General features: G+C 58.9%; 9 protein-coding genes and 1 pseudogene. 7 read left to right on the top strand and 3 right to left on the bottom strand.

The genetic code is table 11. The annotated features are described in order from the left end of the window. A pseudogene (locus tag VIM98_RS03865) lies at positions 1 to 227 on the bottom strand (OmpA family protein); the annotation flags it as partial. A gap of 128 nt (positions 228 to 355) precedes the next feature. Continuing rightward, complete coding sequence (locus VIM98_RS20645) at positions 356 to 466, bottom strand: helix-turn-helix domain-containing protein (protein WP_414650188.1); 111 nt, start codon at positions 464 to 466, stop codon at positions 356 to 358. A 226-nt stretch (positions 467 to 692) separates the two neighbouring features. On the opposite strand from VIM98_RS20645, the gene VIM98_RS03860 reads away from it, so the two are divergent. The 4 genes from VIM98_RS03860 (at position 693) to VIM98_RS03845 (ending at position 6207) form a co-directional block, all read left to right on the top strand. After that, positions 693 to 1229 (top strand): cytochrome b, encoded by a 537-nt coding sequence (locus VIM98_RS03860; protein ID WP_331991777.1) that lies wholly within the window; start codon positions 693 to 695, stop codon positions 1227 to 1229. Positions 1230 to 1248: 19 nt separating this feature from the next. Then, a complete protein-coding gene (locus tag VIM98_RS03855; protein ID WP_331991776.1) occupies positions 1249 to 1944 on the top strand; it encodes a VIT family protein in 696 nt (231 codons plus the stop codon). Positions 1945 to 2378: 434 nt separating this feature from the next. Then, entirely contained in the window at positions 2379 to 4844 is a 2466-nt protein-coding gene (locus VIM98_RS03850) for an acyltransferase family protein (RefSeq protein WP_331991775.1), read from the top strand. A 19-nt stretch (positions 4845 to 4863) separates the two neighbouring features. Beyond that, positions 4864 to 6207, top strand: coding sequence for a hypothetical protein (locus VIM98_RS03845; RefSeq protein ID WP_331991774.1), 1344 nt, complete (start codon positions 4864 to 4866; stop codon positions 6205 to 6207). Between the two features lie 7 nt (positions 6208 to 6214). Here VIM98_RS03845 and VIM98_RS03840 read toward each other — a convergent pair whose 3' ends face one another. Beyond that, on the bottom strand, positions 6215 to 6991 hold the full coding sequence (locus VIM98_RS03840; protein ID WP_331991773.1) for an alpha/beta hydrolase: 777 nt from the start codon (positions 6989 to 6991) through the stop codon (positions 6215 to 6217). A gap of 577 nt (positions 6992 to 7568) precedes the next feature. Between VIM98_RS03840 and VIM98_RS03835 the strand changes: the two genes are divergently transcribed. The 3 genes from VIM98_RS03835 to VIM98_RS03825 form a co-directional block, all read left to right on the top strand. Next, positions 7569 to 9917 (top strand): S53 family peptidase, encoded by a 2349-nt coding sequence (locus VIM98_RS03835; RefSeq protein WP_331991772.1) that lies wholly within the window; start codon positions 7569 to 7571, stop codon positions 9915 to 9917. 406 nt (positions 9918 to 10323) lie between these two features. Continuing rightward, complete coding sequence (locus VIM98_RS03830; protein ID WP_331991771.1) at positions 10324 to 11340, top strand: glucokinase; 1017 nt, start codon at positions 10324 to 10326, stop codon at positions 11338 to 11340. Continuing rightward, on the top strand, positions 11337 to 12000 hold a 664-nt coding region (locus VIM98_RS03825; RefSeq protein ID WP_331991770.1), incomplete at its 3' end, for a family 20 glycosylhydrolase. The genes VIM98_RS03830 and VIM98_RS03825, both read left to right, overlap by 4 nt.

Below are 12000 nucleotides of genomic sequence, written 5' to 3'. Positions count from 1 at the left end.
ACACGAACACGCCCTTTCATCTGTGCGATCTTGGCGTCATAACCCGCCATTCGCCGCTCCATCTGCTGGGTGAGATTGTCGATTTCCTGTTGCTGCTTCTGGTCATTGGCTCGCAACTCGCTAATGGCCGAGTCGAAATCTGTTTTCTTGACGTAACCCTGACAACCGCTCATGGCAACTGCCAAGGTCGCAAGCGATAGAACCACAAATTGACGGTGGAAATGCATGGCTACTCCTCCGATTGGCCGCAGGCTAGCGCCGAAGCGGTCGCCCGCATCGCGGAGTACCCATGTAGATAAACGAGTGTCCGCAGCATTGATCTATGTCATATGAAGGGCACATAGCTGCCGCAAAGTCACATATGGTAGGCCGTCAGCTTGTACCAGAGCGTCCGCTCGCTCACGCCGAGTAAACGGGCGGCACCCGCCTTGCTGTTATCGGATTGCACTAACGCAGCCAAAATCAGTTGGCGCTCAGCGCCTCGACGCGCCCCTTCAAATCCAGCGACGCTCCCGTAGAATCAGACACATCTGGGGGCAGCTCGTCGATCGTTCCAATGACGATTCACCAGGCGTACTCGACGGTATCAACAATCGAAGCAAGAACCATTCTCTTATTGCGCCAGCAAGTTTGGGTACAGTAGCGTCGTTAGCGCCGCGGATCAGCGGCCGGATTCGCTTCAGGGATCATCGATGAATTCAACGATAACTGCTCGGTATACTCCCCTGCTGCGCCGGCTGCACTGGATAATCTTCGGCCTGGTTCTTGTTGCCTATATTGCGATCAACCTGCGAGAGATGCTGCCTCGGGGGAGCGGCCGCGGTGACGCATTAGCTCTGCATGCTCTTTCGGGCATTGTCGTTTTCTTGCTTGTGCTCCCTCGGCTGTTCGTGCGTCTCACGAACGCACATCCGCCCATCGTGCCAGGACTCGATCGCTTTAGCCTGATACTAAGCAAGGCTACCCATGCCGCGCTGTACCTGTTTCTGGTCGTGCAACCCATCATGGGCATCGTGACTGTGCAATTGGCAGGTAAACCTCTCGTCTTATTCGGCATGACGGTAGTGCCGCCGCTGTTTGGCCCAGGCAATCACGCATTGGCCAAGCAATGGGAGGATATCCACGGCACTGTAGGAACCGCGTTCTACTATGTGATTGGGCTGCATATTCTTGCCGCGCTCTGGCATCACTTCGGTCGCAAGGACAACACATTGCGGCGCATGCTCTGACCACTGAAGGCCTATCAAAATGCCTTATCGTCATCGCGAACGCCACTACACCGACCGCATGGGGTGGCTTCGGGCTGCGGTACTCGGCGCCAATGACGGCATTGTGTCGACGGCCAGCTTGGCGATGGGCGTTGCCGCCGCCCACGCCACTCAGTCTTCTATTCTGCTCGCCGGCACGGCAGGTCTGGTCGCCGGCGCAATGTCGATGGCGGCAGGCGAATATGTTTCCGTCCATTCGCAGGCAGATAGCGAGAAAGCCGATGTGGATCGCGAAGAAGAAGAGCTGGCTACCGACGCGGAAGGCGAACACAAGGAACTGGCAGCCATCTACGTAGGGCGCGGCCTCGATCCAGCGTTAGCCCGCAAAGTTGCGGAACAGTTGATGGCCCATGACGCCCTTGACGCTCACCTGCGCGACGAACTCGGCATTACCGAAGCGCTCAAAGCCCGCCCCCTCCAGGCTGCCGCCGCCTCAGCCATAAGCTTTGCCGCCGGAGCCTCACTGCCGCTCCTTGTCGTAATAGCGGCCCCTCCCAAAAGCCTCCTGGCCTGGATATTCGTGACTTCGCTGGTTTTTCTGGCAGCTCTGGGCGGAATCGCGGCCCACACGGGCGGCTCCAGCATACGCACAGGTTCCCTGCGCGTTACCCTTTGGGGCGCGCTGGCGATGGCCATCACGGCTGGCGTTGGCGCGTTGTTCGGAACCGGGGCCTAGACCTCAATGATTGCGGCAAACTGCCGTATTGCCCGACAAAGATCAAGCCGACTTGTCTCATTTTTGGATCGACATCTACGTCGAAAAACAACTTTCATAAGCGCCGGACGAACCGAACCGTCATTAATCGACTTGCACTCTGCCGGAGCGCAGCTTTTCATAGTCAACGCCAAGCGAGCCGGGTAAAGTAGCTCACTTCGGCATGGGCCACCGCAACGCGATCGGCACAGGCGTTACCGACTCCCCTGTTACTCATGCGGGGTGTCCATTCCCGAAACCGATTCATGGGTAGACACAAACCGAATCCATTGCGATGAATGCCAAACAGCGCCCGCGCTCAAAGTTGCCTCTTATTTGCCCGATTTAGCCGCCGCATCTGCATGGCATACCATCATCCTTGAAGGACCTCGGTTCTTCATCTAGAAAACTCCATCATGCAATGTACTCAAGCTCCACAGTATGTGGAAAGCCACCAGGATGTGGCGGCTGATATTCCAGTCGTTGCAACCTCGATACCTCGCCTTGCCGGGCTGGATGGTCTCCGCGCCATCGCGGTCCTGGCTGTCGTCCTGTTCCATGCCGATATCTACGAGGTTCGTGGCGGATACCTTGGCGTGGACCTGTTCTTTGTTATTTCAGGCTTTCTCATCACAAGCCTCATGGCGCGCGAGATCGAAAGTACAGGACGGCTAAATCTCTGGTCGTTCTTCGCGCGACGAGCCAAACGCTTATTGCCCGCCGCCTGGCTTATGATCGTGTGCGTCGTTACGGCTGCCGCATTCGTGGCACGCGATGCGCTTCCTCACCTGCGCCACGATGCCATCGCATCGCTGGCTTATGTCACCAACTGGGAGTTGCTTCGGAGCCAGACTTCTTATTTCGAAGCCATAGGCCGACCGCCACTTCTGCAACATCTGTGGTCGCTTGCAATCGAAGAGCAGTTTTACATTGTGTGGGCGCCACTCGCCTTCACCTTGCTACCGCGCCTTGGAAGACTCCGCATGGCGGTCGTAGTCGTAGCGTTTGCAATCGCCTCGGCAACATGGATGGCGTGGCTGGCACATGGCCTGGCCGGTTCCGAACAAAACGATACATCACGCCTATACTTCGGCACGGATACGCACGGATTCGCACTACTCTTCGGCGCCGCGCTCGGCCTGCTCTGGCGCCCCTTGTCGAGCGAAAACCGTATTGGCCCTTTTGGGCGTTTCATCGGATGGATGTCAGGTGGCGCAGCACTGATGATCTTGCTCGTGTTGTTCGCCACCATGGGCGAAAACACGAGCTTTCTCTATCCGTGGGGCTTCCTGGGCGCAACCGCTGCCAGCATTGTCTTGATTGCGGTAGTCACACATCCCGGACTTGCACTTGGTCGGCACCTCGACGTCGCCCCCATGCGCTGGATCGGTGAGCGCTCCTATGGAATCTACCTGTGGCACTGGCCCATCTTCATGTTAATGCGGCCAAGCATCGATCTACGCCTGGATAGAGGCGCGGCACTGACGCTTGCCGCCACCCTGACCCTCATCGTCTCCGCGTGGTCCTACCGTTACTTGGAGCTTCCAGTACGCCATGGTCTACTGGGACGCCTGCTCAGCCATGCACGCCATCGGGTGACCATCATTCTCACCGTGGTATTGGCTGTCAGCACTGTCGGCGCAATCCTCTGGCAAGCACCCATTGAAGCAAAGCCCGCCCAGGATGTCAGCGAAGCGCTTAGGATAGACTTGCCTACCGTTTCCATACCCGCGCAAGAGGTGACGCTGCCGGTTCCCGCTGCATCGTCGCCAGAATTGATAGAGCCCGTTATCGTCCCGGATATCGAACTGCCTTCGGACGAGTCGCACATCCTGCGGTTTACAGGGCACGATTTGACAGCCGTCGGTGACTCTGTCCTGCTTGGCACGAGTCAACTCCTGAAAGCTTCGCTGCCCGGCTCGGACGTCCACGCCACGATGGGTTGGCAGGCCGCCGATATCCTGCGCGAGCTAAAGACCCTTAAAGATGCTGGCGCACTGCGAACTGTCGCGCTAGTTCATCTCGGCACCAACGGATATGTGACGGAAAAGCAACTTCGGCAAATACTCACTTTGCTGGGCGACTGCCAGCGCGTAATCCTGATCAACTCGCGAGTGCCGCGACGTTGGATGGAGGCAAATAACGCGCTCATCGACAGCATCACCCCCGATTTCCCTAACGTCACGGTCGTGGATTGGAGCGACATCTCCGACAATCAGCCCGACTACTTCGTTTCCGATGGGGTGCATCTGACATCCATTGGTCAGCGCGCACTCGTTTCCGAGATCATGCGTGTTGGCCATCTGGCGCGCGATGACGATGAAGCGCTTGTCGCCGAGCTCGTATCGAATACGAGTGGCGATCTCTCAGACACTCTGGTACTTGCCCCGCAGGCTGCTGCCAGTGACGATTACTGGCGAAAACTGGCCCACTGCGAGACCGACACGAACTGGCAACAGCCCGGCCGCCGTTCCGGCGGCCTGGGGATCGTCCAGGAGGACTGGATCGCGTGGGGTGGTACTGCATTCGCGCCGATACCCGCTCAAGCATCGCCTGCGCAGCAGATCGACGTGGCTAATCGCATCTCCACGCAGGGTTGGACGAGTACAAACGGCGATTTCGTGAGGCCGGTCGGCTTTACGCGATGGCGCTGCGTTGCCGCGGTCGGCTATCCCCCGTCGAATGCCCCATATATGTACACTCGCGAAAGCGTACTGCTCCAGGACTTTCACTTAGGCGAGCGCGGCGCTGTTGTGCGTGACCTGCAACGAATCCTAGGTGTAACCCCAGATGGCATCTACAACAAAAAAACGCGCAAGAAGCACTTGGCCTATCTGCGACAGAATGAACTGCCTGAGAGCCGGGCGGGAACGAACCGTTAGAAGGCAGAGAACTTGGGATATGGCCCTGATGACACGTTGCCTGATTATCGGTATCTGCACAGGATGGCTAGCGTTGCTCGTCAGCTTCCCTGTATTCGGGCAGGTCGCGGCAGAGCGCCGCGAAGTCGGTGACCTCGTTTGCCCCAATGCATCGGCGGTTCGTAAACACTTACCCGAACACACGAGTGACAGTCAAAACACGGCCTCCGCTGAAATGCCCAGCGACGCCGAACTGGGCACATTGGCCAGAACGGTCATTCAGCCCCCACTGACCTTCGAAACGTCCACCATTGCCGGCTTGATCCCCAAGGCAGGCGCGCGACGCATCGCTTTTTGGGGCGACAGTCACCTGGCTGGCGGCCCGTTGGCCTCGACTCTGATTCAAGCACTTCGCGATCAAGGCCTGAGGGTAGCATCGGGCCTGCTGCCGCCGACAATGGGCCGCGCCAACGTCCGTCTTCCGGAATTGCGGGCGTATTGCATTGGATCGGGGTGGACAAGCGAGATCGCCTACACCGCTCAGTCGCCCAGGGATACGGGTCCCGCACTTGTCGATCGCGCAGCCGATGCCGGGCCCAACAGTTACCTGTGGCTCGACTTGCGCGACATCGCACGCCGGCCCGACGTGCGACAGGTCCAGCTGATCTACCGTACATCGTCGGGCGCATCGGTTCGCTATACGATCGACGATGGCGCACCACAGACGTCCACACTACCGGCAACCGCAGCCAGCCGAGCTTTGGCTTTGAGCTCATCTCAATTGCTGTCCACACTTAAACTTAGTGTATCGGCAGGCAAATTCACGCTGCTCGGAATCGTCCTCGACCGCGGGCAACAGCCGGACGTCACCATGGATGTCTTCGGTTTGCCGTCCGCAACAGTAAAAGGTTGGGCGAATGCCAACCCAAAAAGCCTTGCTCAGGCTTTGCATGGCATAACGTATGACGGCGTCGTGCTCGAATACGGCACCAACGAAGGCGCGGATCCGGATTTCGATATCGAAAAGTATACGGCCATGCTAACGCGTGCACTCGACAATCTTCGACAGGTATTTCCTGACGCTTCCTGCGTTCTGGTAGGGCCACCCGATCGCGGCGTGCTACGTCAGGGCAGCAATAAATCGCTGCCACTGCTCAACTATGCAAACATTCATCAAAAGATCAGCCAGACGCAATTCGAAGTTGGCCAACGCTTCGGCTGTATGGCGTGGAACTGGCAGTCCCTAATGGGCGGACCGGGCGGAAGCTACGGCTGGGCGCACGCGCAACCGCGCCTGATGGGGCGTGATCTGACGCATCTCAGCCCCAGTGGCTATCGACTCACCGGCCAGGCGTTGGCGCACAGTCTTCGCTGGACACCGTGACCGACGCCTAGTGGAGCGTTGCGAGCCATCGCAGCAATGCTTGCGAAAGTTCTATCCGCTTATCGGAATACGCATGATCGGTTGCCAGATGTAGTGCGGTCACCCGCGCATCGCCCGCTTGGCGAAGCGCGGTGACGAAGGCACCGTTGGCCGCCGCCAGCCCATCGTCCGAAGTGACGACGAGTACCGGCCGACTCTTGATCGCCTCCGCCTTCGAGCGAAATCCCCAGGCAGATGCATGATCCGACAGTTCCTGTGCCAGACCCGTCGGCGTACATCCGCTTAGTGGTGCCATGCCTTCATTGGCGAGCATCGTACCCATCTTCTTTATAGCGACTTCCCGCGAATCGTGCGCCTGCATCTGCTCCATCGTCCCGCTCATATCGGCGGCCGAGATCATCGCCACACCCTTGATGGCTGGATCGGCGGCGGCGGCCTGCACTGCCATAAAACCGCCCATACTGTGACCCACAAGTACGATCCTCGAAGGATCCAGCCTTAGGCGCTTGGCATTTTCCGGCTTGCGCAGATACTCAATCACCGCCCCCACGTCATCGATGCCGTGCGAGAAAGAGAAATCCCCAGGCGAGCCCCACGATCCACGATAATTAAAATACAGAACATCCCACCCGGTCCGCCGCATATCCTGCGCCAAATCCAGGTTTCGCTCATTTCCCGGAAACCCGTGTAACAAAATCACGGCCGGGTGCGCCTCAGCACCTGCCGCCACGTACACCAGGGCGTTCATCGGCGACCCACCGCTGCGAATCTGCATGGTTTCCATCGATGCCTTCGCTTCGCTGGAATGGACGACGTCACCTGCATAAGCGGAGGTAGATGTCGCGCACAGCAGCAAGCACATCACAAGCCACGCAGACTTCATACAGACATTCATGTTGTCCCCTCGATTGAGATTCCCAGGATCGGCAAAGCACGGATACCCACTGTATGGGGAAATCGGTCCTGCGGGAAGCCATAGCGTTTCACGATGTATTCAACGGTTACATTTGCATGGTAGGGCTTCGGGCGTCGAAACCGTCTAAGTAAAGGCAGACCAGGCCAACGACGTGCAAGACGTTGTCGGCCGGGGGACGTCATGCGATGTCATACAGGGGAAGGTTCGCTTGGAACTTGCGTCTTTGACGATGTTGGTGGCCATTCGCAGAGCTCTCAGCGCCTTGCCTCGGCACCTATATGTGTATCGCCTGCGTTACGCCGAAGCCCTGTCCTCGGCTCGACGCCTGTCGCAACTTCCCGCGTCGGTCTTCGCGTCTATCTGCACCGCCATCCTCGTAGGAAATCGCTCCCGGCCGCCATGCTGCAGGGAACGGATTCTTTCAATCATCTTCTGGAGATTCCGCATGAAAAGAGGACAACTGAGTCTGTACGCGTGCATCGTGGCGGCTATTGCCGCTCTGCCCGTGGCAGCCTTTGCGCAGACGACCACGACTGACGACGCCACGCTGGCGAGCCTAAACACGACCGAAGCGCCGCGCGTAACGCAAACAGTCAATAACCATGCCCTGTCGTCGATCCAGAATACGCACCTCTCCGCGGTCAACGCCATGACTGCGCAAGGTGCGGTAGCCGATTCGACTCCCCTGAATCATATGCAGCTGGTACTGCGCCCCAGCGATCGCCGTCGCGCCGCGCTGGAGTCGCTCATAGCAGCACAACACGACCCGTACTCGCCGCTATTTCATCACTGGCTGACTCCGCGGCAATATGGCAAGTACTTCGGCGCACTCGATACCGATGTCGCGGCGACCGTGGCCTGGTTGAAAGCCAACGGCTTTACTGTCAATGGCACCTATGCGAACAATACGCAGATCGATTTCAGCGGTAACGCGGGCCAGGTAAAACGCGCGTTCCATACCCAAATCAATCACTACATCGACTTCAATCAGGAAAGCCACATCGCCAATGCCGACGACATCAGTGTACCGTCAGCGCTGCAGGCGGTAGTAGCAGGCGTGGCTGGCTTGAACGATTTCCACCCGAAAGCCATGCATCTTCCAGCCAAGGTCGCTCAGTTCGACCCTGCGACGCAGCGATTCAAGATTCAAGCGCAAGATGCCGCCAGCCATGTGTCGACGGCAGCCAAACGCGCCGTGACGACCGATGCAATCACCTTTACTAATGGCGCACGCGGTCTGGTGCCCTACGATCTGGCCAAGATGTACGGCGCCGACAATCTGCATGCCCAAGGCATTACGGGAAAAAAAGTCACCATTGCCGTGGTTGAGGACTCCTCCATGGTGCCCGCCGACTGGACCAACTTCGTCAGCCAGTTCAGTCTAGGCAGCTATGGCGGCAGCTTCTCGCAGATCCAGCCGCAGGCAGCTGGTTTTACCAACTGCATCGACCCGACCATAGCCAATCCTGGCGAGGATGACGGCGAGACCTTGCTCGATGCCGAATGGTCCACGGCCTTGGCACCAGGCGCGCATATCGTGGTCGCCAGCTGCGACGACTCCAATAGCAACAACTTCTTCGGCGGCGTCACCACCGCTGCCACTAATCTGGTCAATGGCAATGACCGGCCCAACATCATCAGCGCAAGCTATGGTTTCGGCGAAACCGACGTCGATGCCGCGAGCAAGCTTGCCATTGACCTGCTATGGGCCCAGGCCGATGCAGAAGGTATTTCCGTATTCGTGTCTACAGGCGATTCAGGCGCCAATCCGAGCTTCAACGCAGGCGCCATTTTCAATCTTCCGATCAATGGCGAAGGCATCAGTGCCAATGCACTGGCCACGTCGCCCAACGTCACCGCCGTCGGTGGCACAGACACTGCGGATATGCTCGACGGCACTAGCAGTAATTACTTCAGTACCCAATTGAACTCTGCCTATGGATCGGCGCTTTCCTATATTCCGGAAATCCCGTGGAACCAATCGTGTGCCAACCCGGTAGCCGCGCAGGCCAACGGCTTCAAGAGCGCGCTGGACTTCTGCAAGGCAACGCTGGCTGCCGACCCCAATGGATTGACACTGACCTCCGAAAGCGGCAGCGGCGGCCCGTCGTCAGTCGATCGCAAACCGTTCTGGCAACGCCTGGTGCGTGGCGCGGCCAACGACAACTCGCGCGATCTGCCGGATGTCTCGCTCTTTGCCGGTTCCTATGGCGGCAATACTTGGGTCATCGTCTGTACTGCCGCTTTTCCCTGCAATCCTGGTTTTACCGGCTCCATTTCGATCAGCGGCGGCACATCGCTGTCCTCGCCGATGTTCGCCGGCATCCAGGCGTTGGTCGATCAGGGCCTGAGCCGCCGTGGGCAGATTGAGAATCAGGGTAACGCTGCGCCGACGTTGTATGCACTCGCTTCCGAAGAATACGGCTTGCCGTTCGGCTTCTCGCCGAGCAGTCTGGATGCGTGCAACTCCGATAACGGCGCCAAGGGTACGGGGCATTGCGTGTTTCACAACGTGACACGCGGCGGAATCTCTACGCAGTGCATCCAGCAGCTGCCGGATACGGTGACGCCCGATTGCTATTTCTACGCAACGATTACCGACTATGAGCTGGACGTGGAAGGCTCCCTGATTCCAGCAGGATCCATCCAGCTCGGCCTTACTTCGACCAGTACATCGCACTACGTCCCGGCGTATCAGGCACAGCGCGGCTGGAGCTTTGCCGCAGGCCTGGGCTCGGTGAATGCCAGCAACCTGCTCTCCGCATGGAAGTCGTTCAATCGTTCGTGGTGGTGAACGCGTTGAATAGCTATTCATGATCGGCTTTACGGCGCTGTTCCTTCGCCGATTCTCTCCGCGGCATAGCCAAGGGAGAGGAGCACGCTGAGCCAAGCCCCAAAGCTTTGCACTTGCTCAGCCTGCTCCCTCTTCCCTGGCTATGCCGGGGACGGGACACATACAAAAGGACACGTCTCATGCGAAAGCAGCTCGCTGCGAATGCATCCTGTCGCATCCAACGAAGGCCGGCGCAAGCCGGCCTTCTCGTTCCGGCCACAAGGTCGTCTTCTAGGCATTTTTCTTAGATGGTGCGACACCGCTTGACACCGGTGTCAATTACGTTACACCCTGATAACAGGCCAGCGCGGGGGGCGTGCTGGACGCGACCATTGACCATTCAAATCGACTGGCGGGGATTCCAGCGATGCCATTTCTGGCGGCCGATATCGGCGGCACACATGCGCGTGTTGCACTGATGCGCGCCTCGCGGGACGGCGCTCACGGAGTCGAGACGCTTGCCTATCGCGTATTCGCTTGCCGCGAGTTCGCAACGCTGTCCGAATTGTTAAAGGTCTTTGTCGAGGAAGACGCGCAAGTGCCTGTGAAGCATTGCGTACTTGCCTGCGCTGGCCAGATCATGGGCAACGAGGTCGTGAACGACAATCTCGCCTGGCCCATCCAGCTGACCCAGCTGCGCCATGCCCTGAGTCTGGACCACATCGCCGTGCTCAACGACTTTGAGGCGCTTGCATACGCGCTCGACGGCGCACTTACCGATGACGGCCGTCACCTGTGCGGCCCACGATCGTCGCCAGGCGGCACGACGCTGGTGATCGGGCCGGGCACTGGCCTTGGCGCAGCGGTACATGTTCCAGGCCCTGCAGGCGGTGTCGTTTTGGCGACGGAAGCCGGGCAGATGGATTTCGCTCCGAACTCGGTGCGCGAGCGCGAGCTTCTCGCACAGCTGGCGCCGAATGGCGGATACGTGCCCTTCGAGTACTTCGTGTCCGGCCCCGGCCTGCTGACGATCTACACGGCGCTTTGCACGCTGCGCCGGGAAACACCTGCGCTGGACACGCCGGAAGCCATTACCCGGGCAGCCGCAGCGAACGCCGACGCCATAGCCATCGAGGCAGTGGAGATTTTTTGTGCGTCGTTGGGCAGCTTCACCGGCAATCTGGCGATGGCTTTCATGGCCACAGGTGGCGTCTATCTAGCCGGCGGTTTTCTGTCCTCCATCTTCGAGCTACTCAAGCACAGCGCCTTCGAAGTGCGATTCCTGCACGAACGCAGCGCACGCGCCCTGCTGTTGCATGTGCCGGTGTGGGTTACGGAACACGGCCGCCATGGTGTGCAGGGGGCGGCTCAATGGTATCTCCGGCACGGCATGGCGGAGACCGGAGTGCCGCAGAGCGCGGCGACATGCGGAACCAGCGCATGAACCTATGCTCGACACAGACATTCTTCCGCGGCATGGTTATCGCGTGGCTGGCGACCATCGGCGTGGGAACCGCAACGCCTGTCGCTCCCCCATGGTCATTGCTACCGCAGCCGGCAAAGATCAGCCAAGCGGCATCGGGCGCAGTCGAAATCGCGAACGGCACCGTTGTCTCGGTGCGCGGCGCAGACCGCGCGCAAGTGCAGTCCTTGATAGAACGGTTCGTGCAACGTGTAGCCGACACCAACGGATTGCGCTTGAGCGTCGCCAACGATTCCCCGCATCCGATCATTATCTTCGAGGTAAATACCGCCGCCGACGTTGCGGATGAGTCGGGTTATCGGATCGTCATAAACAATGCTGGCATTCACATCATCGCCCGTACCCCACGTGGGGCGTTCTACGGAAGCGTCACGCTATCGCAATTGCTGACACAGCCGGGATGGTCGCACGGTACTCCGGTCAAGGTTGCCTATGGCTCGATTGACGATCGTCCCCGTTTCGTCTGGCGTGCGCTGCTGCTCGACTCCGGACGGCACTACCAGAATACGACGGATATCGAGAAGCTGATCGACTGGATGTCGCTCAACAAGCTGAACGTATTGCTCTGGCACCTGACCGAAGACCAGGGTTGGCGTCTTGAAATTCCCAAGTATCCCGAAC

This window comes from Dyella sp. (assembly GCF_036568765.1).
Lineage (GTDB): Bacteria > Pseudomonadota > Gammaproteobacteria > Xanthomonadales > Rhodanobacteraceae > GSA-30.
This window is presented reverse-complemented; position numbering and strand designations above follow the sequence as displayed.

What these genes read in the sequence shown, in the direction of transcription:
- VIM98_RS03835 (WP_331991772.1), top strand. Translation starts at nt 7,569, where the DNA reads ATGAAAAGAGGACAACTGAGTCTGTACGCGTGCATCGTGGCGGCTATT.
- VIM98_RS03860 (WP_331991777.1), top strand. Translation starts at nt 693, where the DNA reads ATGAATTCAACGATAACTGCTCGGTATACTCCCCTGCTGCGCCGGCTG.
- VIM98_RS03855 (WP_331991776.1), top strand. Translation starts at nt 1,249, where the DNA reads ATGCCTTATCGTCATCGCGAACGCCACTACACCGACCGCATGGGGTGG.
- VIM98_RS03845 (WP_331991774.1), top strand. Translation starts at nt 4,864, where the DNA reads ATGGCCCTGATGACACGTTGCCTGATTATCGGTATCTGCACAGGATGG.
- VIM98_RS03840 (WP_331991773.1), bottom strand. Translation starts at nt 6,991, where the DNA reads ATGGAAACCATGCAGATTCGCAGCGGTGGGTCGCCGATGAACGCCCTG.
- VIM98_RS03850 (WP_331991775.1), top strand. Translation starts at nt 2,379, where the DNA reads ATGCAATGTACTCAAGCTCCACAGTATGTGGAAAGCCACCAGGATGTG.
- VIM98_RS03830 (WP_331991771.1), top strand. Translation starts at nt 10,324, where the DNA reads ATGCCATTTCTGGCGGCCGATATCGGCGGCACACATGCGCGTGTTGCA.